We start from the raw sequence: 22057 nt of genomic DNA, 5'->3' as shown, positions 1-22057 counted from the left end.
CTTTATTCACCGGAAGGCCTCTCCTATACTGGGTCAGCCAAACCGACAACTAAGAGGGACATACCATGTCCAGATCAACCCCATTGCTGACCTCAGCATTCGCCACCTTAACGCTGTTGACCAGTTCCATGACCTTTGCCGCTGACCCCGTGGTCGTATCCTCCAAAATCGATACCGAAGGCTCGGTCTTAGGCCATATCATCATCCAATCGCTGGAAGCAGCGGGCATCCCCACGACCAATCGCATTCAATTGGGCGGTACCCCGGTGATGCGGGCGGCTATTACGTCGGGCGAAATTGACCTCTATCCAGAGTACACCGGTAACGGGGCCTTTTTCTTTGATGAAGCCGACAGTGCTGTTTGGAAAGATGCCGATGACGCGTGGGCGCGCGTGCAAGAGCTGGACTACCAAGCCAACAACCTGATCTGGCTGCAACCAGCCAATGCGAACAATACCTGGGCCATGAGTGTCCGAGGTGACGTGGCGCGCGCCAACAACCTGCGCACACTGGATGACTTAACACGCTACCTTGCCAACGGTGGAACCTTCAAATTTGCCGCCAGTGCCGAGTTTGTTGAGTCAGCCAGCGCCTTGCCAGCTTTTCAGGCCGCGTACGGGTTCAACCTGAGTGCAGACCAACTGTTGGTGTTGTCTGGCGGCAATACGGCAGCCACCATGCGTGCTGCGGCGCAGCAAACCAGTGGTGTTAATGGCGCCATGACGTATGGCACCGATGGCGGCTTGGCCGCGTTGGATTTACTGGTCTTGGAAGATACCCGGGGGGTGCAGCCGGTCTATCAACCTGCACCGCTGATTCGTGCCGAAGTTCTGGCTGAATACCCGCAAATTGCGGAAATTCTGGAGCCTGTCTTTGCTGGCCTCAGCCTGGAAGTCCTGCAACGCCTGAACGGTAATGTGGCCGTGAACGGTGCCGATCCGGCACAGGTCGCCCGCGACTATTTAAACAGCCTGCGTTAAGCGTTTTGCTCAGGCAGGGCGCAGCGCCCTGCCTGAGGTTGCTTCATGACCGTTAAGAGTTCTGCATCCTCACCCGTTATTCCCGCCTTGTGTGTGGTCATGCTGCTGTGCCTGGTAACCTTCGACTATGCAGCCTTTCAAGCCAACCGCATCGTCGCAGGCGAAGGGTATCGCTTATGGGCAGCACTCGGTACACGTTGGGCCGGTCTGATCATCTTGGTAGTGGCAGGTATAGCGTTGTGCAGTCGGCTAACGCGCATACCACCAGCGGTACCCTATGTGTTGGTGGTGGTGTTACTGGTGCAAATGCCTTTCAGCCTCAGCTGGTTTGGTCAGCAGTATGTGTCCGACGCGCAGCCGTTTGCCCGCAGCGCCCCGGCGGCCGGTTTTTGGCTTAATCTCTTTTTCGCCCTGCTTCTCGCTTTGGAAGGGCATCGTCGCCTAGCACAGCGTCGGCTCGCCACCCTCGTCTCGACCGGCGTTATTCTGCTGGCTTGGGGGCTGTGTCTTCATTGGGGCTGGCTCGACAGTCTGGCGCTGGTGCGTGAATACCGCACGCAAGCCGGGCCTTTTCGCCAAGCGTTCAGTACGCACCTATTTTTGGTGCTCGGTGCGGTCGGGGCCAGTGCCCTGTTCAGCGCCTGTTTGACCGCTCTGGTTTTGCGCATGCCGCGCACCCAACAGGCCGTGTTCGCCGTACTCAATTTTTTTCAAACCATCCCCAGCCTCGCGTTGTTCGGCTTGTTGATTGCGCCATTGAGCGCTTTGTCCGCGCAGTTTCCTTGGTTACAAGCCTTAGGTATTCGGGGCATTGGCTGGGCACCGGCCATGATTGCGTTAATCGCCTACAGTCTACTGCCGATGGTCCGCAACACCACCGTAGCCTTGCAGGAAGTTAATGCCAGCGTGCTCGACTCCGCACGCGGCATGGGCATGAGCCCGCAACAGATATTTGTGCGCGTACGCTTGCCGTTGGCCTTGCCCGTTATAATTGAAGGCATTCGCATCACCACCGTGCAGGCTATTGGTCTGACCGCTGTGGCGGCCTTAATTGGCGCAGGCGGTTTCGGTACGTTTATTTTTCAGGGGCTAGGACAAGCCGCCATGGATTTGGTATTGCTCGGAGCACTGCCTACCATTGCTTTGGCCGTTCTGGCTGATGTCTTGTTGAGCACTCTGGCGCGCCTCACCAGCAGAGGACAACACCAATGATTGAGTTACAACAGGTCACCAAACGCTTTGGCATGACGGTAGCGGTCGATGCCATTGACCTGACCATAGAAACTGGCGAGCTCTGTGTGCTCGTGGGCACCTCCGGCTGTGGCAAATCCACCACGTTACGTATGATCAACCGGCTGATTCCGCACAGTGCCGGAGACATACGTATCGACGGTACAGCAGTAACCGACCTCGACCCCGTCCAGTTACGCCGCCGTATCGGTTATGCCATTCAAAGCACTGGACTGTTTCCGCATTGGACGGTCGCACAGAACATAGGCTTGGTTCCCCAACTCTTAGGCTGGCCGAAAGCCAAGATCCAGGCCCGGATTGAAGAGCTACTGGCGCTGCTCGGACTAGACCGCACCGAGTTCTGGACCAAGTACCCGCACCAGTTGTCGGGCGGACAAGCACAGCGGGTAGGGGTAGCGCGTGCGTTGGCCGGTGATCCGGACATTCTGTTGATGGATGAACCCTTCGGCGCACTTGACCCCATCACCCGTGAGAACCTGCAAGACGAGCTGCTGCGTATTCAACAGGCCGTGCGCAAGACCATAGTCTTTGTCACCCACGATATTGACGAAGCGTTAAAATTGGCCAACCGTCTGGTCATCATGGATCAAGGGAAGATTATTCAACAAGGCGAGCCTTGGTACGTATTAGAACAGCCGGCGAATGCCTTTGTGGAAAATCTGTTAGGAAAAGCCGATCGTGGCTTGAAACAGGCCAGCCTTACCTTGGTCACGGCGTTGATGGATACCTTGGATGAATCGTCCCGACAGAACAACCCACCACCTATTGATGCTACCGCAACGCTCAAAGACGCAATGTCCGCCATGCTGTGGCACCGTACCGACAGGCTGAACGTCGTCAACGCGCAGAAGGAGCTCATCGGACAGCTTCGACTCGACCGCATGCTGCGGCCGAAGGAGCGCTAAATGCTCGCGTCTGTAAAACCATGGCCTAACAAGCATAACCTGCAAGCCCTATGGGTTCCGGTCAGTTTGATGCTGCTCCTCGCTTGGGTGGTGTGGTCTATGCCAGGTTGGGAGCCCTGGTTTCAACAACTGCAACCGAATACTCGCACGGTGATCTACGAGCGCGACACCTTCGCCTATTTATTGTGGCAACATCTTCGCTTGGTGGCCATTGCCACCGTGGGCTCGGTGATGTTGGGCCTCGGCGCTGCCATTGTCGTCACCCGACCTTGGGGGCGTGATTTTTTGCCCTTGGTGAACCAAGTGGCTTCGATTGGCCAAACCGTGCCCCCTGTTGCTGTATTGGCGTTGGCCGTTCCCGTACTGGGCTTTGGCAATAACGCCACCATTGTGGCGTTATTGCTCTATGGTTTATTGCCCATTGTACGCAACAGCCTAGCCGGACTGAGCGGAGTAAACCCGGCGGTACTGGAAGCTGCACGCGGGATGGGTCTGTCGGCCAGCCAGATACTCTGGCGCGTGGAACTGCCCTTGGCGTCGCGGGTAATTTTAGCCGGCGTACGCACCACCGTGACCTTCGGTATCGCCACCGCCGCCATTGGTTCAACCGTGGGCGCCCGCACTTTGGGCGATCCCATTATTTCCGGTCTGGTCAACGGCAACAATGCCTATATTCTGCAAGGAGCCATTTTGATTGGATTATTGGCGATAACGTTGGATGTTTTACTCGGTACGCTGCATCGCTGGCTACCGGGTGAAAACATTAGCGCGTCTTAATGATTCGCCCTGAGTGCTTGATGCAACCGCTTCCAATGACGGCATCCCTGCCGCCGATGATTGGATGAAAGAGCACTGAAAAAGCAGTCTAACTACCAAGCCTTATACGGCAGGAACTTCCCGTTCAGCGTCAGTACTACGCGGTCACCCGCCGGGTTTTCTTCTTTGTCCACGGTCATGGTGAAGTCGATGGCACTCATGATGCCATCGCCAAATTTCTCATGGATCAGCGCTTTTAAGGTGTCGCCGTACACACCCACCACTTCGTACAACCGATACACCAAGGGGTCTTGCGGTACAGCGTTGTCCCACGCTTTATGCGGGCAAACTTGCAGGGCCTGTGCGACGTCTTTGTCCAAACCCAAGGCTTCACACAGCATAAAGGCTTTATCTTCCGTCATACTGTTCATGCCCAAGCAGGCAGAGGTGGTCCATACGGGCGACATGCCCACGGCCTCGGCCAAATGCTCCCACGTTAAGCCTTTCATTACTTTGGCTTCCAGAATGCGCGCCGTCATCAATTCTTTGTTCATGGTTAATTCCTCACGGTTATTCACAGTTTTATTAAATGGGCTAGACCAGCACCGGCTTGATGCGGCTGGCGCTGGGCGCTGATTGCAGGGTAGGGTCAACCTGATGCGGGCGGCCGTCGGCTTGTGGGCCAGCGGTTCCGCTGCGATTAACCAAGAAATCCACAAGATAGTTGCGTACTTGGGTGTAAGCCGGATCCTGAAAAATGGTCGCCCGCGTTCGAGGGCGTGGAATATTCACCTGCACACTTTCCGCAATGCGGGCGTGCGGGCCGTTCGACATCAGGAAAATTCGATCCGACAACAAAATGGCCTCATCCACGTCATGGGTGATCATGAACACCGTTTGCTGGGTGTCTTGCCAGATTTTTATCAGCTCGTCCTGAATCACCCCACGGGTAAGAGCATCCAGAGCGCCGAAGGGTTCGTCCAAGAGCAACAGTTCCGGCTGGGTGGCAAAGGCCCGGGCGATACTCACCCGTTGTCGCATGCCGCCGGACAATTGCGAGGGCTTGCGCTGCATTGCATGCTCCAAACCCACCATTTTGAGGTAACGCGCACTGTGGTCGCGTACTTGCTCTTTGGTCCAACTCGGGAACCGTGCTCGCACCCCGAACATGATGTTGTTGAGGGTGGTCATCCACGGTAACAAGCTGTAGTTTTGAAATACCACGCCGCGCTCAAGGCTGGGTCCTTTTACCTCTTTGTTGTTCATCAACACTAGGCCATCGGAGGCTTCATCCAACCCGGCCAGCACATTCAAAATGGTCGACTTACCACAACCGGAGTGGCCGATGATGCACACGAATTCGCCTTTATCGAGCGCGAACTGCACTTCATCAAACACCGTCAAGGCACCGCCGCTCCCATCAGGGAAGCGTTTGGCCAGTTGTTCTACTTGTAGAAAAGGCTTTTTCATGGGAAATCTCCTCGCTATTCCTGGTATTCCACCAGCCGCTGTGCTTTGCCTAACGCCAAGTCCAACAACATGCCAACCAAACCAATCATGAGAATGGAAAAGATCACACTGGCCAGATCAAGGTTGTTCCACTCGTTCCAGACGTAGTAACCGATGCCGGTGCCACCCACGAGCATTTCCGCCGCCACGATGACCAACCAAGCGATCCCAATGGAAATGCGCATACCGGTTAGAATGGTGGGTGCCGCCGCCGGTAAAATCACCGTAATGGCGGTGCGCAGTGGGCTGAGTTCATGAGTACGCGCCACGTTCACCCAGTCTTTCCGCACGTTGGCGACACCAAAAGCGGTGTTCAGCAACATAGGCCAGATCGAGCAGATGAAAATCACAAAGATGGCCGAACGCTCCGAATCTTGAATAATGAACAGTGCCAACGGCATCCATGCCAGCGGTGAGATGGGTCGTAACACCTGAATAAAGGGGTTTAGGGCCTTGTACATCAAAGGCGACATCCCAATCACAAAGCCTATGGGCAGGGCTATAGCCAGCGCCATGGCATAGCCCGTCAGCACGCGGTACAACGAATAGGCCAGTTGTGTGCCGATGCCTTTGTCGTTCGGGCCATTGTCATAGAAGGGGTCTGACAACTCCTCCACAGCGCGCACGAAAATGGCCGACGGTGGGGGTACGCGGGCTTGCTGCCCGCCGCCACCCATCATCATTTCATACTCCGACAATTCCGCCGTACTGGTTGTGCTTTGCGTGCCCAGCTCCCAAGCGCCTAATGAGACCACCAGCAGTGCTAACGACAACAGCAAGGCGCGCAACGTTAACGATGAAACCATGATCAACTCCGGCGAATGGCAAAACTGTTGATGTAGGCTTCCGGTTCACGGTAGTCGAACGTTTTGCCCATGATGGTGTGCTGCCGATAGGTGCTGTCGGGGACCGGGTAACCCATGTCGCGCATTAAATTACCGGTATCCGCCGCGCGATAGACTTGCTCGGCTATGGCCTGATAGTTCACCTCGCCATCGATGTAGCCCCAGCGCTTCATCTGAGTCAGAATCCATACGCCCATGGAGTGCCACGGGAAGGGGTCGAAGTCGATCCGGGCCCGGTCATCCTGGATGCTGCCCAAGCCATCGGCGAAACGACCGGTCAGTACCTGTTCGATGACGGGCACCGGCTGGTTCAGGTAAGCGCGCGGTGCGATGGCCTCGGCAATTTCGCTGCGGTTGTTGGTGTCGCGGGAATAAGCCGTCGCTTCCAACAGCGAACGCATTAACGCGCCAAAGGTGTTGGGGTTATTGGTGGCAAATTCCTGGCTGCACGCAAAGGCGCAGCAAGGGTGGCCCTCCCAAATCTCTTTGGTGAGCAGATGGATAAATCCAACCCGTTCCCACACCGCCCGTTGATTGAACGGGTCAGGCGAGAGATAGCCGTCGAGATTACCGGCGCGCAAATTGGCGACCATTTCTGGTGGTGGTACGACCCGGATTTGCACATCGCGGTCGGGATCCAAACCATGCTCGGCCAGGTAATAACGCAGCAAGAAGTTGTGCATGGAGAATTCAAAAGGCACGCCGAACTTGAACCCTTTCCATTGCGACGGATCACGTTTGTCCTGGTGATCGTTGCGCAGCACAATGGCTTGTCCGTTGATGTTTTCTACCGCCGGCATGATAAAAGGTGCTGAAGTAGAACCCACACCCATCGACATCGCTAAGGGCATCGGGGTGAGCATGTGCGAGGCGTCGTATTCGCCCGCCAGTGACTTGTCGCGCGCCACTGCCCAGCTCGATGTTTTGATCACTTCAACGTCTAAGCCGTATTTTTCATAGAAGCCCAGCGGGTGCGCCATGATGATCGGTGTGGCGCACGTAATGGGTACAAACCCTATGCTCAGCTTGGTTTTTTCTAACGGCCCCAGTGATTCTTGCAGCGCCGCTTTGGCTTTATCCAACGGGAACACCGAGGCCAACATGGCCGCTGCGGTGCCGCCACCAACCATTTTTAAAAAGCTGCGACGGCTGTGGTCATTGTGACCAAACACGGAACGTACGACCGCACTTTCAATCGCCCGATCAAGCATAGCTTCGGCGTTCATGGCCGGTTCTTCGGTATTGGTAGCGGTCGTCTGCGAAGTCGATCGCGCCGGCGAAAGCGGGCGCTGGTCTGCGCTGCCCAGGCAGGTTGCGCAGCCGCAATCGCGGGTGTGGATTAACGACGTATCACCGTCGAACGGGTTTCCAAGGCTTTTAATGGTCATCACACTGTCCTCTTTTGGGTCGCGTTTGGGCTAAATCAGTGCATGCGGTCGTTAGGTCGACGAAAGCAGCGCACGTCATTCCCTGTCTCTTTCCCTATCGCACAAGCTGTGCCAGCTCTGAAAAATTATTTATTTTTTGGAAAATCAATAAGATAGGAGACTTTGACGATTTTCCGAGGTCTACGAAAATTCGTAATACACGACATTTCGTAGTCTTAGATACGATATTTCGTAACCTGGCATGTAGGTTGAATAGCCTTTAACAACGTGCCTAACCCTGAGTGCCCCATGCTGCCAACATTGACCGACGCAACCGTGCCGACCGAATGGCTTAACCATCTACCCGACCCGGCGTTACTGGTGGACGGTCGGCTCGACCTTGTGCTGTACGCGAACGCCGGTGCGGCGCAACTGTCCGGCTGGTCGGTGGATAAATTGTGTGCGCAGCCCTGCACGCATTTATTCCGTGATCAACGAGCGAATTTGATTACCTTTACGGAAGAGACTCTGTTACGTGGCACGGCCTGGAGCCGCGATTTCAGCCTGTTGCATCATGACGGACGAATGATCGAACTGGAGATGTCATCGGCGCGGCTGGACGACGATCACGGGCACCATATCTTGCTGATCCTGCGTGATCGCGTGCTGCTTCGCACCTTGCGTGAGCGCCATGAGATCAACCGCTATCACAGTGGCGGATTGTTGGAATGGAACCGCGTGGCCGAACTGTTCCGAGGTATGGAACGGGAAAACCAGTTGATTCTCCATGCCGTGGGTGAGGGTATTTATGGGGTCGATGCGGAAGGCCGTACCACCTTTGTCAATCCGGCGGGTGAACGCATGCTGGGGTGGCGCGGTGAGGAATTGATGGGCCGGGTGATTCACCGGGTGGTGCATCATTCTCACGAGGACGGCTCGATTTTCCCACTGAATGAATGCCCGATATATGCAGCCTTTCGTGATGGCAGTGTTAAGTCGGTGGGTGAAGACTGGTTTTGGCGCCGCGACGGTACGGGCTTTCCGGTGGAATACACCAGTACCCCAATCATGGACAACGGTCACCCCGTTGGTGCGGTGGTGGTGTTCCGCGACATCAGCCAACGTCGAGCCACCGAACAGGAATTGCGGCAAGCGCTCAGTGAAGTGGAGAGCTTGAAGCATCGGCTTGAATTAGAAAACGCCTATTTGCAGGAAGAGTTAAGCGCCGAGCATCACTTTCACGAAATTTTAGGGCGCAGTGATGCCATTAAAGGCATTGTGCGCAAAATCGGGCTGGTCGCCCCGACCGACGCCAACGTGTTGATCAGTGGCGAATCGGGCACCGGCAAAGAATTGATTGCCCGCGCTATTCACCAAGCCAGCGCACGCCGGGATCGCCCGCTCATTCGGGTGAATTGTGCGGCCATCCCCAAGGATTTGTTCGAAAGCGAGTTCTTTGGTCACATCAAGGGAGCGTTCACCGGGGCGGTGAATAACCGAATCGGGCGCTTTGAATTGGCCGACGGTGGCACATTGTTTCTGGATGAAGTGGGTGAAATTCCGCTGGAGCTGCAAGGTAAGTTATTGCGCGTGTTGCAGGAGCAGCAATTTGAACGAGTCGGCGAGAACAAGACCCGGCATGTGAACGTGCGCGTCATTGCGGCCACCAACCGGGACCTGACCGAAGAAGTGCAGCACAAACGCTTTCGTGAAGACCTGTATTTTCGCTTGAACGTTTTTCCCGTTGAGTCGGTGCCCTTACGACGGCGGCCGGAAGATATTCCTCTGCTGGCGCAAGAATTTTTACGCCGGGCCTGTCAGCGTGCCAAACGCCCATTATTGACCTTGCGCGTCAGTGATGTGGAACAACTGCAGCGTTATTCCTGGCCGGGCAATGTCCGTGAACTGGAAAATGTGATTGAACGTCAAGTCATTACCGCGCAACGGCATCTGGACTTTAAGTTTCCCAACAGCCAGGAACTGACGCCGTCAGCCCATACGCATCCGGTGGCGAAAGACGAACTACTGACCGATGCCATGCTGCGCGACTTGGAAAAGGCCAATACCCTCCGCGCCGTGCAGGCCGCTAAAGGACGTTTATTCGGCGCGGGCGGCGCGGCCGACTTGCTGGGCATTAAGCCCACCACACTCGCCTCACGATTGAAGAAGTGGGGACTAGACGGACATTAAACGGCGGCTATAGATCATCCAGATGCGCCAAGTAATCGTCTGCAGTGGCTAATATCGCGGTTTTTTGTTCCTCGTCTTGCTTAGCCCAATTGGCATACACCAAGCTCATGCGCGGGTTCTTCGCAAAGGTATCACGATGCCGGTCGATAAAATGCCAATACAAGGCATTGAACGGGCAACTGCCAACGCCCGAGCGAGCTTTGACGTCATAGTGACATCCCGAGCAGTAGTCACTCATTTTCTTAATGTATTGGCCGGATGCTGCATAAGGTTTGCTGGCGATTACACCCGCATCCGCGTACTGGCTCATACCGCGTGTGTTGGGCATTTCTACCCACTCAATGGCATCGATGTAAATGCCCAAATACCACGCATCCACCGCGTCCGGATGCACACCCGCCAAGAGCGCAAAGTTACCCGTGACCATTAAACGTTGAATGTGATGGGCGTAGGCGTAATCAAGCGACTGCTGAATACTGTGTGCCATGCAGGCCATCCGGGTGTTGCCGTCCCAGTAATAACGCGGCAACGGCCTGTGTGCGTTCAGCGTGTTGCGCTGCGCATAGTCCGGCATATGCTGCCAATAGACCGCTCGCACGTATTCACGCCAACCCAGTATTTGCCGAATAAAGCCTTCGACTTGCGCTAGACTGATGCGTTCCGGCGCCGCTCGCCATGCCGCTTCGGCAGCGCGAATGACTTCCATCGGGTGCAACATTTTAGTGTTCAGGCTAAACGACAAACGGCTGTGCAGTAGACTCCAGCCTTGGTCGGTCATGGCGTCCTGATAGGCGCCAAATTCCGGCAAACCATGATCGACAAACCAACCCAACAGATCACGGGATTCACGTCGGGTGATGGGCCAGATCAGGGCCTCAGCATTAACCGTGCCCAGTGTTTTTACGCCGTGGCGCTGTAACATCGTTTCAATATCGCGCACGTCGTGAGCAAAGGTCAGCGGGTTCGGTGGCGGCTTGCCTTTTGGCCAACGTTGACGATTCTCGGCATCAAAATTCCACCGTCCACCTTCCGGTTGGCCATCGCGGGTCATCAAGACCTGATATTGCTTGCGTAACGCACGGTAGAAGAATTCCATGCGATGGTGGGGGTATTGGGTCCAGGCGTCACGCGGGGTTAAGAAGTGCTCACTATCGTCCATGACGGTTGGAATGGGTAGGGCGGCCGTAAATTCTTGTAACTGCACGTTGAGGCGATATTCATCGGGCGCTTGATAACGCAACGACTGCGCCTGTTCGTCGGTCAATACCCGAGCCAACCAATGGGGTAGATCGGCGTCTTCCGCAGTGTCGTCCAAGGTATCGTAGCGGACCTTATGCCCGGCGGCGCGCAACGCCGCAGCAAACTGGCGCATGCTGGCAAAAAAAGCCAATACCTTTTGCAGGTGATGCTGGGCGTAATCGGTTTCCTGCCGCAATTCGGCCATCACATAGAGTACATCGGGGTCTACGCGACGAAACCACGAATGCGCAGCATTGAGCTGATCACCCAGTATTAAGCGAATTTCTTTCATGCTGTGGGCACCTCCTTGGTGTTTTGGGCCTTCGTACGGCGGCACCGCTCGCTGCAGTAACGTACATTGGACCAGTCTTTAGCCCACTTTTTCCGCCAGGTGAACGGTCGTCGGCAGACCGGACACTCTTTAGTCGGTAGATCCGCTTTCTTACGCATGAGTAACCGCCTGATTTTTAAGTAAAGCTGGCACATGCGACTGCACCGCAGGGTCCCGCCGCCAGGCCCACAGCCGCTCGCGCGCAAGACGTCCGGTTACTTCGTGGTCGAACAAACGGTCTGGATAGGTCCAGACACGACCGGTATCAAGCCACTGTGCTTCCAGCGGTGATATTTGCCAGGGCGCGTGCCGCAGATGTTGCGGCGCTTCTGCCAGTTCCGGGACATGGCGCGCGATGAATCTGCCCTGTGGATCCTGCCGGGTCGATTGCTGCAAAGGGTTGTAAATCCGCAGGGTATTGTAGCCGGTTAAACCGGCTTGCATTTGAATTTGCGGGTAGTGTATGCCGGGTTCAAAATCGAGAAAACAACGTGCCAGATGGTGAGCGACCGGCAACCAGTCCAAACTGAGGTGATGGCAGGCCACACTGACCAACATGGCGCGCATGCGAAAATTCAAAAAACCGGTATTCAGCAAAGATCGCATGCAGGCATCCACCAAGGGATAACCGGTTTCACCCTGAGCCCAGCGTTGGAAACGTTCGCTCTGTTGGTCGGTGGATAAGGTCGCTTGGTACTCCGCCCAGCGTTCACCCAAAACCGGATTTAACGGCTGGAATTCCATCGCGGTAGCGGATTCGAATTTTTGTATAAAATGGCAATGCCACCGTAACCGCGAATACAGCGCACTGACCGGCACACCCTGTTTTATTGCTTGCTGAACCTGCTGACAGGCATCACGAATAGACAGGCAGCCGTAAGCCAGATAGGGCGACAGACGTGATCCATGTTGCTCCGCCGCCCATGGCTTCCCAATGCTCCGGCGATAATGTGGCGCTGAGTGCTGCAAAAAGGTGTGTAATCGCTGCCGGGCGTGGGTTTCGCCGCCCAATTGAAAGGACGAATCTTCTGCCAGCCATGTTTTGGGTAAGCGAGCGCATACTAACCGTTGCAGCGCCTCGTGGTCTGCTACCGATACAGGCGGCAATTGGCTAACGTCAGCCTGTGCGAGCGGTGCTGTTAGAAATTCGTTGGCAAAGGTGGTCCAGCCCTGACGGCCATGCTTCCCGCGCTTTACGGCACATTGGGGTTGTTGATGCCAGATGACACCCTGCATAGCGCACCAACGGGCAACCGCCTGATCTCTTCGGTAGGTGTTGGTTAGACCGATTTCTTCATGGCTGAAAAGTGTATGTAACCCCCATATTTGCTGCAAAGCATGCAGAACTTCCTCAATCTCTGCCCAAAACACCACCAAGCGGTGACCATGCTGGCGCAGTTCAGACGCCAGATTGGCTAAGCTTTGGATCAGAAAGCGATGATGAGGTAGAGCAAAATGTGGATCATTCAAATACAGCGGTTCAATGCAGTAAAACAAAAGGGTAGGCCGCCCGACAGCACAAGCGGATGCCAAGGCAGGATGGTCACGCAACCGCAGATCACGCTTAAACCATACCGCATTGATGCGGGTGTCGGGTTGAGAGTTGCGCAACGAAAGGCTCATGGCCTATTAACGCATCAACCTCCGCTTTAGATCATCTACCAACGCTAAGATCGCGTATCTGTCATCATATTGTTGTTCCGGACCCATCATGTCTCAATCCATTACTCTGCTTTGGCTCGACCGCTGTTTAACCCTGTACCCGAATGACGCATTGCAAGCCGCTGTGCAACACGCTCGCCAACACAATCAGCCCTTATTGGCTTTTTACAGTGTGCATCGTACCAGTTGGTTGAATAGTCGCTTACCAGCCCCTAACTGGGTTGAAAATATCGCTCATCAAGCGCGTATTCGGGTAGCGTTTGACGCGCAACAAGAACTGGCTGCGCATGGCATTGAACTGCACATTACCGATTTGCCTGCGATCGAAGTGATTGCGCAAGTACATCAACATACACCTTTGCAGATGGTCTTTACCGACGCCTATGCGGATGTCTACAAAGTGGACAACCTAAGGGCTCTTGAGGAGCGCGGCATTCCAGTGCAGCGCATGGGCAGCAATACCCTATTGGATGACACCACACGTCAAGAACTGCCGGATGCCTTGGTCGGGCGCTTTACCAAGTTTTATCATCGGGTCAAACACCTTCCTACGATCATCAAACCGGGAGCGCACGTACAGTCTTTAGAGCCGGGACTCTTGCACGCCCGTTGGCCCTTCGAACGGACCGAACCCATTCTACCGACCTATCAACCGATGCAATGTGTTTTACCCCTTACACAAGCGGATTTGTCCGCGTGGTGGGACGAATACCTTTGGCAAACGGATGCTATAGCGGCATACAAACATACGCGAAACCAACCCTTCGGTCGCACCGCTTTCAGTCGATTAAGTGGTGCACTGGCACTGGGTACGCTCTCCCCACAGGCGATCTGTGCACAGATCGATGCTTACGAAGAACAACGGCAAAAGAATGCGTCCACCGAGTGGCTGCGGTACGAACTGTACTGGCGAGAATATTTTCATTGGGTCGGAGAGCGGCTGGGTGATCGCTTGTTCCAAGCGCCAGTACCTGCATTAACACCGCAGCAACAAGCCAAATTTACCGCCTGGTGTGCCGGTGAAACGGGCGAAGGTATAGTGGATGCGGGATTGCGTGAATTGTGTCATACCGGCTTCATCAGTAACCGCATTCGGCAACTGGTCGCCAGCTATTTGGTGCATGATATGGCTGTTCCCTGGCAGTATGGCGCGGCCTGGTTTGAACGTCATTTGATCGACTTTGATGTACACAGCAATTATGGCAACTGGGCCTACATTGCCGGGCGTCACCCGCTCAGCGCCGAACCGCACCGCTTTGATATTGCGTGGCAAACACAACAGCACGATGCATCAGGGGCTTATCGTGCGCGTTGGTTATCTTGATTCCTCTACTTCCTGTACAGCACCTTAATCAAATGGTAGCCGAATTTCGTTTTTACCGGGCCCAGAATGCCGACGGCTGTTTCGGAAAAAACGGCTTTATCGAAGGCTGGGACCATGGTGCCCCGTCGAAATTCACCTAAGTCACCGCCTTGTTTAGCCGATGGACAGATGGAATGCGCGCGCGCTAGCTTGCCGAAATCGGCGCCATTGTTCAGCTCACTCAACAGCGTTAAAGCTTTTTGCTCATCGCGTACCAAAATGTGCAACGCGGCGGCCGTCGTTGCGCCTTTTTTACCCAACCGTGCTTTTTGGTTGGCGGCCGCGATTTGTGCTTTGATGGATGCTTTCACCTAGGAATCCTGCTGATGAATGATGGACCAGTCGGCTGCCTTACCCATCGCATTCTGCGGTAAGGTTGCACCAAAGGTAAATACCTGTGGGCATTCGGCCGCGGATAGATGCGTCTTGCACCAAGATGTTAAGTGCTGCCGCAACACGCTTGCTGCAACGGTCGAGTCTACCGGCACCACAAAAGCCTTTAACCGGTCTCCTTCGGCAGCCGACATCAAACGCACGGTCACCGCCTGAACTTCGGGTAGCTGGCGCAGCTTTTCAGCCACTGCCTCAGGAAAGACATTGGTTCCCGCCACCTGCACCGCATGGTCGCGTCGGCCTTGCGGAAAAAACTGCCGTTCGGTTTGCCAAGCAAGATGATCGTTTAGCGGGAACTGCACGTGCGTGCGCCGGTCCATCAGCGTATCCGCGCGTCCATCAACGGGTTGCCAACGTGGCAATAATTCAAACGCGTGGTCGGGGTGAAGGCGATACCCCAAGCCACTGGTTTCACTGGAGCCGTATATTTCAATCAGTTGTTCCATGCCTTGGTTGAACAACTGTAAGACGACAGCTTTGTCACAGGGTCCGGTTGAGGTAATGCCCATAACCCCCTTTGGAAACGGTTGTTGGCTGCGGCTGATTTGCTTCCAAATAAACGGGAAACCAATCACCAGATCGCCCGCTTGCACGCGCCGCCCTTGCACCATGCTGAAGGCAGATAATCCGCGGACGACCGGCACCGCCAAAATACTGGGCAAAAGGGCCGAAAACAGGAAACCGTAAATATGGTGACAGGGACTGAGGGCAATAATGCGCTTAACGGAGCTTAAACCTGTGCTCTGTTCGGTTAATACCTGACGAAAGAACGCCATCTCTTCGACCAGATCATTCCAGTTCTGCAAACAGGCTTTGGGGTCACCCGTGCTGCCCGAGGTTAAAAACAGCAGGTTTTTGGTCCCGCGAACACGGGCTTCTTTTATCAGTTCAACCCATTCACCCAGGGTGTTGAAACGCAATAAATAATCTTCTAGACCGCTTTCGCGGATCTGGAAAAAATCAGCCACGCGAGTGGCAAGGGAAAAGCGTTCCAGGGAATCCGCCTGCAACGATATCGGTGGGGATTCGGCGTGCGCTGGACGAATTACCGTGTCCAGATCCCAATCTTCAGGAAAGTTGTCCTGTTCTGTCACACGCCGCAGACGTTTAAGCTCATCGGCCAGCAGCGCTTTCAGCACTGCGAAAAGGTCGGTATCGCGTAGCTCAAAGTCGCTCATACCTATCTCTAAAACGTTGTTGATCTTACAGGCGTTTTACGAATACCCAATAGCTGTCGCCGCTCAAGGCTTTTTTCATGTGCACTTTAACCTTGGTAGGCTTCATTTCGTAGTCAAAGGTGTATTCAAACATGACGTTCAGATCGCCTTTTTTTACCCCTTCATCGAAACGGCCTTTAAACTCCGGGCGGTTGGTGCAGGGCGCCACTTCTTTAAAGAAGCTTTTACCCATCACATCATTGGGGTTACGACCGGTGATATCACCTTCCGCAGCGTTGTATTTAAGAATTTTGCCTTGAGCATCCAATTGAATGGCACCGAAGGCGACTTTGTCCAATTGATTCTTGTCCATTGCAGCCAAGCTGTTTTCAATATTGTCCGAACCGAACGATAAAATTTCCACAGTCTTCTCCTAACATTGGTTTATGACCTAACCCAGCATAGACCATATCGCTTAGGTTAACTTGGCCTATATACGGCTTTACTGAATTACTAGACCATACCGTCAGAAAAAATTTGAAGAGAGAGTGAAGATTAACGCCGAAAATGTGTTATTTGCCGATGCAAAAACTGGAGAAGATACGCCCCAATAAGTCATCCGAACTGAAGGCACCAGTGATTTCATTTAACGCGTTTTGTGCCATGCGCAGATCTTCCGCGACCAATTCACCCGCGGCCGCTCCCTGCAATTGAGATACGGCATCGGCAACGGCCAGTGCGGCACGTTGCAAGGCATCTAAATGGCGTCGTCGAGCAATAAACCCACCTTCCAAGGTGTTGTCATAGCCCATGATGCGCTTGAGATAGTCACGCAACACCTCCAGACCCAAGTGTTCGCGCGCGCTGAGGGTTATGACGTCAGGCTCACCATTGGCCAAACCCGGTACTTCACCACTTAGATCACATTTATTGCGAATGAGCAGTACCGGCACCTGCTCCCGGATGCGGGCCAATAAATTGGCTTGTTCCGTAATAGCCTCAGCGTTCGTCTCGGCACGACTGTCGACCATCAGGAGTACCAAATCGGCTTTTTCTATCTGTGCCCAAGCCCGCTCGATACCCATACGTTCAACCTGATCAGCGGTGTCACGCAAACCAGCGGTATCTATGATATGCAACGGCAAGCCATCTATCTGTATGGATTCACGTAATACGTCGCGGGTGGTGCCTGCAATGTCCGTGACGATGGCTGAGTCCTGTCCGGACAGGGCATTCAGCAAGCTGGATTTACCAGCGTTGGGTCGCCCGGCAATCACGACCGTCATACCTTCTTGTAACAGCGTACCGCGCTGCGCCGTGGCTAAGGTTTCCTGGAGTTGTGTTTGAAGGCGCGTTAATTGTTGGCCGACATGGCCGTCGGTTAAAAAATCGATTTCTTCTTCCGGGAAATCTATCGCTGCTTCGACATAAATCCGCAGTTGAATACAGGCTTCAACCAAGGCATGAATGGCTGTGGAAAACTCACCCTGCAAAGACCGCACCGCACTGCGTGCCGCTTGTTCGGACGATGCTTCGATAAGATCGGCAATGGCTTCGGCCTGGGCTAAATCCAATTTATCGTTTAGAAAGGCCCGTTCGCTGAATTCACCCGGCCGTGCAAGGCGGGCGCCACACGCCATAACGCGTTGTAACAACAAGTCCATGATGACGGGTCCACCGTGGCCTTGGAGCTCCAAAACATCTTCGCCGGTAAACGAGTGGGGGTTCGGGAAAAACAGTGCGATGCCTTGATCCAACGCCCGGCCTTCCGCATCGTAGAAGTTACCGTAATGTGCGTATCGGGGCGTTAGCGGGTGTTGAACGATTTGCTCGGCGATCTCAACGGATTTAGAGCCTGAAATGCGAACAATGCCAACACCCCCTCGGCCAGGGGGCGTGGCAATGGCACAGATGGTATCTGTGGCAGTCATGGGTTAACTCGCGTTGGGTTTAGCCGCCGCTTTTTCAGCGTCTTCTTTTTCTACCCGCCAGTTAATGTATTGCTGCTGGGAAATCGACAGGGTGTTGTTGACTACCCAATACAGCACCAAACCAGAAGGGAACAGTAAGAACATGGCCGTGAAGATGATCGGCATGAACTTCATGACTTTCTGTTGGGTTGGATCCGTCGGTTGTGTACCCAATTGCATTTGGATAAACATGGATGCACCAAACAACAACGGCAGTATAAAGTACGGGTCGCGCGTTGATAGGTCGGTCAACCAAAAGATAAACGGCGAATGCCGCAACTCCACACTTTCCATAAATACCCAGTACAGCGCGATAAACACGGGCATCTGCACCAACATGGGTAAGCAGCCGCCGAGTGGGTTTATCTTCTCTTTCTTGTACAGTTTCATGGTTTCTTGGGCGATTTTCTGCCGGTCGTCGCCGTACATGTCTTTTAGCTTCGCCAGTTTTGGCGCGAACTTACGCATGCGTGCCATAGAACGGTAGCTGGCAGCACTGAGCGGTGAAAAGATGATTTTCACGGTCAGGGTGAGCAAAATGATGGTTAGACCCCAGTTTCCCGCAAAACCATGGATAAAGGTCATTAGCTGGAACAGGGGCTGGGCTGCCCACCATAGCCAACCGTAGTCAACGGTTAAGCCGAGGAACTCCGCCAATTCATTCAAATCGTCCTGATATTTTGGTCCTACGTACAATTGGGTTGACCACTCCTGCTGTTCACCAGGTGCTACGGACTTGGATGACGATGAGAACCCGGCGACATAAAAACCGTTAACATTGCGTGCCTGATAGCGGTGGGTTTCATTTTGTGGTGGTACCCACGCACTCACGAAATAATGCTGGAGGAAGGCAATCCAACCACCGAATTTTTGTGTGGTAAAGGCACTTTCATCCATATCATTGAAGGTTACTTTACGGTAACGGTCTTCATCCGTGGTCGTCGCTACACCCAAATAAGAGGCCATAGCAAAGCCCTGACGTTCGGCACTGTCTGGACTACGATCACGGCGCAAGGTGCCATACAAGGAGTAGCGATTTTCGGCTTCGGCATTGTTTACGAGTGCAAATTCAACGTCGATTACATATTCGCCACGGGTGAATACCAGTGTTTTAGTCAGAATCGAGCCATTGTCTAAGGTCAAGGTTAACGGAACACGCAAGGTGTTCTGTCCTTCTGACATTTCAAAACGACTGGCGGGTGCGCTGTATTGCCCAGACCGGGTGATGAACTCGCCATTAGCATCAATCAAACCACTCTGTGCGATGTACGTACGCATGGCATTGGTTTCGAGAATACGCAACGGCTCATCGCTGTCCACTTTGACCGTGTGCCGCTTAAGCGCTAACTCTGTGATATCACCACCTTGCAGTTGCACGGTAGCAATGACCGAATCGGTTTCTATGGTGATTGCGGCATTTTGATCATTGACGGGCGTAAATGACGGCGCAGTTTCACCGCTGCTGGTATTACCACCGTCAAAAAATTGCACCCCTACATCATCATTCGCGACATTGGGTGACGTTGTGGCCGTAGCCGTTTGCCCGGTTGATTGGGCAGATGATTCGAATTCAGACCAACTGAGTACCAGCATATAGCTGACAATAGCCAGACCAACTATGGGGAGCGCGCGTCGCCAATCCATAAGTTTACCTATTACAAGCATGAAAAAAGATGGGCGGTATGCTACCGAGTACAGCCGCTATTGGGAAGCGGAACTGTGCTTTGGAGCAGCCTTTATGCGTTTATTAAGTTTGTTGAACAGGTAGCTAACTGTGCTATGCAAGGTTTTGGGTTCCAAGCGATCAGCCCCTTTGCGAGCCATCACAATGATATCAAAGGATGGATAGTCTTTTGGGAGGTGCCTGAACTGTTCTCGTACAATACGTTTGATACGATTACGGGCAACCGCTCGTCGGACATTTTTACGCGAGATGATGAAACCAATTCGAGGGGTAGTAAATTCAGTGGCGGGGGTCGCCAAAAGAAATAACTCTGCAGTACCTGCTTTAACCGTTGCACGGTCAAAGACCGTACGGAAATCCCCGGCGGTCAGCAAGCGCTTTGTCCGAGGAAACCCGTAGGTCGTCGTGATGAGCTCAGTCATTGAGACTTAAGCGCACAATACCTTGCGGCCCTTTGCACGACGAGCTGCTAAAACTTTACGTCCGTTCTTGGTAGCCATACGTGCACGGAAGCCGTGGGTACGTTTACGTTTCAGAACACTGGGTTGAAATGTTCTTTTCATGATGTCGTCTCACTTCGTTGGAGAATTCGTTACTCACGATTAATTCGTTTTAGGTTACAACGACATTAAGCGTGGATTGACCAAAATTTGGATGCGGGATTCTAGCTGATGCTAGGCAGTCTAGCAAGGATATTTTAATGCAGGTCATCGTTCACCAGGACAGTGTTTAACTTTATTGTTCTTATATGTTTTATGTATTTAGAACTTTGTTGTTATGGTTATTATTAGTGCACGCATTTTCTGTGGATAAACGGCTTTAAGCTAGACGTTACGGGCGACCTAAGGGTTGGTTAAAGCGTGGATAAGGGGTCAGATACCTGCGTATGGTCGGTGGATTGGTTGGGGATAAACTGGCATACTGTCCACAGGCTGAATTTGCCGCCCTTTTATGCACCGGATATCCTGACGTTTTCCCTTCGTTAGACACAGGTTATACACAGATTATGGAGTACATGAGTGACGGATTTGGTTTGGCAAACATGCAGTTCGGTGTTGGAAGCGGAGTTGCCACCGCAACAATACGCGACCTGGATCAAGCGGCTGCAGTGTGAAGAGGATGCTCAGGGGTTGATTCTGGTTGCACCGAATCGCTTTGTAGCGGATTGGGTGCGCGACAAGTATTTGGATAGAATCGCTCAGCTGGCGAAAGAAGTCAGTGAGAACCCCGGCTTTCTGGTGGATGTTCGTATGGGCGATCAATCGAAGCCGAATGCGGTTCACCGCCGCGCTACTGACTCAGTACCCTCGGTTGCATCGATGCCATCCCCCAGCAGTAAGGAAGCAGTGAGTGGGGCATTTAATGGAGAACCCAATACCCGAGTAGGTGGTGGTAATCCGAATGTGCGGGTTGAAGGTGGTTTGCGGCATCACAGCTTTTTAAACCCCGGTTTTACCTTTAGCAGCTTTGTAGAAGGTAAAGCGAACCAAATGGCGTTGGCGGCATCGAAGCAAGTCGCAGCGAATGAAGGGGGTGGTTATAACCCCCTATTCATCTACGGCGGAGTGGGATTAGGGAAAACGCACTTGATGCATGCTATTGGTAATGAGGTGGTGCAACGCAACCAACATGCGCGGGTGCTGTATATCCACTCGGAACGTTTTGTGGCGGATATGGTAAAGGCCTTACAACAAGGCGCGATGAATGATTTCAAGCGGTTCTATCGCAGTCTGGATGCGCTGTTAATAGACGATATTCAGTTTTTTTCCGGGAAAGATCGGACACAGGAAGAATTCTTTCATACCTTCAATGCGCTTTTGGAAGGTAACCAACAGGTTATATTGACCTGTGACCGCTTCCCGAAAGAGATGGATGGTTTAGAAGATCGGTTGAAGTCCCGTTTTTCCTGGGGCTTAACGGTAGCTGTCGAACCGCCGGATCTTGAAACGCGGGTGGCGATCTTAAAGAAGAAGGCCGAACGGGAAAAGGTTCGCTTGTCGGACGAGGCGGCGTTTTTTATTGCCCAACGCATTCAATCGAACGTACGTGAGTTGGAAGGTGCATTAAAGCGGGTGATCGCCAATGCGCAGTTCACGCGCAGCCGCATTACGCTTGGGTTTATCAAAGATACGTTGAAAGATTTGCTCGCTGCGCAAGACAAGCAAATCTCCATTGATAACATCCAACGTATGGTTGCCGAGTACTACAACATTAAGATCAATGATTTGTTGTCAAAGCGCCGTAGTCGTTCCGTTGCACGGCCTCGACAAATGGCCATGGCACTGGCGAAAGAACTCACGTCGCACAGTTTACCGGAAATTGGTGGTGCATTTGGTGGTCGAGATCACACCACGGTATTGCATGCCTGCAGAAAGGTGAAAGAGTTATTGGAAACATCGTCGGAACTTCGTGAAGATTATGCGAAAATACACCGATCATTGACCAGCTAACCGAG

General features: G+C 53.5%; 21 protein-coding genes. 7 read left to right on the top strand and 14 right to left on the bottom strand.

The genetic code is table 11. From position 1 onward, the window contains the following. Positions 1 to 65: 65 nt before the first annotated feature. The 4 genes from osmF to ACFOSD_RS05290 are packed head-to-tail and all read left to right on the top strand — an operon-like array spanning position 66 to position 3913. The gene (osmF, locus tag ACFOSD_RS05305; protein ID WP_380692770.1) at positions 66 to 980 is read left to right on the top strand and encodes a glycine betaine ABC transporter substrate-binding protein OsmF; all 915 of its coding nucleotides are present in this window, start codon (positions 66 to 68) and stop codon (positions 978 to 980) included. Positions 981 to 1025: 45 nt separating this feature from the next. After that, positions 1026 to 2192: an ABC transporter permease gene (locus ACFOSD_RS05300; RefSeq protein WP_380692771.1), complete on the top strand. Its 1167-nt coding sequence runs from the start codon at positions 1026 to 1028 to the stop codon at positions 2190 to 2192. Beyond that, positions 2189 to 3136, top strand: coding sequence for an ABC transporter ATP-binding protein (locus ACFOSD_RS05295; protein ID WP_380692772.1), 948 nt, complete (start codon positions 2189 to 2191; stop codon positions 3134 to 3136). Before ACFOSD_RS05300 ends, ACFOSD_RS05295 begins: the two co-directional genes overlap by 4 nt. Continuing rightward, positions 3137 to 3913: an ABC transporter permease gene (locus ACFOSD_RS05290; RefSeq protein WP_380692773.1), complete on the top strand. Its 777-nt coding sequence runs from the start codon at positions 3137 to 3139 to the stop codon at positions 3911 to 3913. Between the two features lie 92 nt (positions 3914 to 4005). Here ACFOSD_RS05290 and cynS read toward each other — a convergent pair whose 3' ends face one another. The 4 genes from cynS to ACFOSD_RS05270 are packed head-to-tail and all read right to left on the bottom strand — an operon-like array spanning position 4006 to position 7634. Continuing rightward, entirely contained in the window at positions 4006 to 4446 is a 441-nt protein-coding gene (gene cynS, locus ACFOSD_RS05285) for a cyanase (protein ID WP_380692774.1), read from the bottom strand. Between the two features lie 40 nt (positions 4447 to 4486). Then, a complete protein-coding gene (locus ACFOSD_RS05280; RefSeq protein ID WP_380692775.1) occupies positions 4487 to 5362 on the bottom strand; it encodes an ABC transporter ATP-binding protein in 876 nt (291 codons plus the stop codon). A 14-nt stretch (positions 5363 to 5376) separates the two neighbouring features. Further along, a complete protein-coding gene (gene ntrB, locus ACFOSD_RS05275) occupies positions 5377 to 6207 on the bottom strand; it encodes a nitrate ABC transporter permease (protein ID WP_380692776.1) in 831 nt (276 codons plus the stop codon). Between the two features lie 2 nt (positions 6208 to 6209). Then, entirely contained in the window at positions 6210 to 7634 is a 1425-nt protein-coding gene (locus ACFOSD_RS05270) for an ABC transporter substrate-binding protein (protein WP_380692777.1), read from the bottom strand. Between the two features lie 288 nt (positions 7635 to 7922). Here ACFOSD_RS05270 and ACFOSD_RS05265 point away from each other — a divergent pair, with 288 nt between their 5' ends. Beyond that, on the top strand, positions 7923 to 9803 hold the full coding sequence (locus ACFOSD_RS05265) for a sigma 54-interacting transcriptional regulator (RefSeq protein WP_380692778.1): 1881 nt from the start codon (positions 7923 to 7925) through the stop codon (positions 9801 to 9803). Positions 9804 to 9810: 7 nt separating this feature from the next. Here ACFOSD_RS05265 and ACFOSD_RS05260 read toward each other — a convergent pair whose 3' ends face one another. Genes ACFOSD_RS05260 through ACFOSD_RS05250 form a run of 3 tightly spaced genes read right to left on the bottom strand, consistent with a single transcriptional unit; the run spans position 9811 to position 12996 of the window. Then, positions 9811 to 11334 (bottom strand): cryptochrome/photolyase family protein, encoded by a 1524-nt coding sequence (locus ACFOSD_RS05260; RefSeq protein WP_380692779.1) that lies wholly within the window; start codon positions 11332 to 11334, stop codon positions 9811 to 9813. Next, entirely contained in the window at positions 11331 to 11492 is a 162-nt protein-coding gene (locus ACFOSD_RS05255; protein WP_380707533.1) for a DUF2256 domain-containing protein, read from the bottom strand. Before ACFOSD_RS05255 ends, ACFOSD_RS05260 begins: the two co-directional genes overlap by 4 nt. Continuing rightward, entirely contained in the window at positions 11485 to 12996 is a 1512-nt protein-coding gene (locus tag ACFOSD_RS05250; RefSeq protein WP_380692781.1) for an FAD-binding domain-containing protein, read from the bottom strand. The genes ACFOSD_RS05255 and ACFOSD_RS05250 overlap by 8 nt, the downstream gene beginning before the upstream one ends. Positions 12997 to 13084: 88 nt before the next feature. Between ACFOSD_RS05250 and ACFOSD_RS05245 the strand changes: the two genes are divergently transcribed. After that, on the top strand, positions 13085 to 14359 hold the full coding sequence (locus ACFOSD_RS05245; protein ID WP_380692782.1) for an FAD-binding domain-containing protein: 1275 nt from the start codon (positions 13085 to 13087) through the stop codon (positions 14357 to 14359). 5 nt (positions 14360 to 14364) lie between these two features. Here ACFOSD_RS05245 and ppiC read toward each other — a convergent pair whose 3' ends face one another. The 7 genes from ppiC to rpmH form a co-directional block, all read right to left on the bottom strand. After that, positions 14365 to 14709: a peptidylprolyl isomerase PpiC gene (gene ppiC / locus ACFOSD_RS05240; protein ID WP_449329088.1), complete on the bottom strand. Its 345-nt coding sequence runs from the start codon at positions 14707 to 14709 to the stop codon at positions 14365 to 14367. After that, entirely contained in the window at positions 14710 to 15969 is a 1260-nt protein-coding gene (locus ACFOSD_RS05235; protein WP_380692783.1) for an AMP-binding protein, read from the bottom strand. 25 nt (positions 15970 to 15994) lie between these two features. After that, positions 15995 to 16372, bottom strand: coding sequence for a photoactive yellow protein (pyp, locus tag ACFOSD_RS05230; RefSeq protein WP_380692784.1), 378 nt, complete (start codon positions 16370 to 16372; stop codon positions 15995 to 15997). A gap of 148 nt (positions 16373 to 16520) precedes the next feature. Next, positions 16521 to 17879 carry a tRNA uridine-5-carboxymethylaminomethyl(34) synthesis GTPase MnmE gene (gene mnmE, locus ACFOSD_RS05225; RefSeq protein WP_380692785.1) on the bottom strand — a complete coding sequence of 453 codons (1359 nt, stop codon included), beginning with the start codon at positions 17877 to 17879 and terminating at the stop codon, positions 16521 to 16523. A 3-nt stretch (positions 17880 to 17882) separates the two neighbouring features. Then, positions 17883 to 19562 carry a membrane protein insertase YidC gene (gene yidC / locus ACFOSD_RS05220; protein WP_380692786.1) on the bottom strand — a complete coding sequence of 560 codons (1680 nt, stop codon included), beginning with the start codon at positions 19560 to 19562 and terminating at the stop codon, positions 17883 to 17885. Positions 19563 to 19619: 57 nt separating this feature from the next. Continuing rightward, complete coding sequence (gene rnpA / locus ACFOSD_RS05215; RefSeq protein ID WP_380692787.1) at positions 19620 to 20024, bottom strand: ribonuclease P protein component; 405 nt, start codon at positions 20022 to 20024, stop codon at positions 19620 to 19622. Between the two features lie 6 nt (positions 20025 to 20030). Next, positions 20031 to 20165 carry a 50S ribosomal protein L34 gene (gene rpmH, locus ACFOSD_RS05210; RefSeq protein ID WP_380692788.1) on the bottom strand — a complete coding sequence of 45 codons (135 nt, stop codon included), beginning with the start codon at positions 20163 to 20165 and terminating at the stop codon, positions 20031 to 20033. 456 nt (positions 20166 to 20621) lie between these two features. Between rpmH and dnaA the strand changes: the two genes are divergently transcribed. Continuing rightward, positions 20622 to 22052 carry a chromosomal replication initiator protein DnaA gene (dnaA, locus tag ACFOSD_RS05205; RefSeq protein ID WP_380692789.1) on the top strand — a complete coding sequence of 477 codons (1431 nt, stop codon included), beginning with the start codon at positions 20622 to 20624 and terminating at the stop codon, positions 22050 to 22052. Positions 22053 to 22057 lie beyond the last annotated feature (5 nt).

Source organism: Salinispirillum marinum, from assembly GCF_042650105.1.
In the GTDB taxonomy this organism is placed as follows: Bacteria; Pseudomonadota; Gammaproteobacteria; order Pseudomonadales; family Natronospirillaceae; genus Salinispirillum; species Salinispirillum marinum.
Note: the sequence above shows the minus strand (reverse complement) of the source record. Positions and strands in the feature narration are given on the sequence as shown.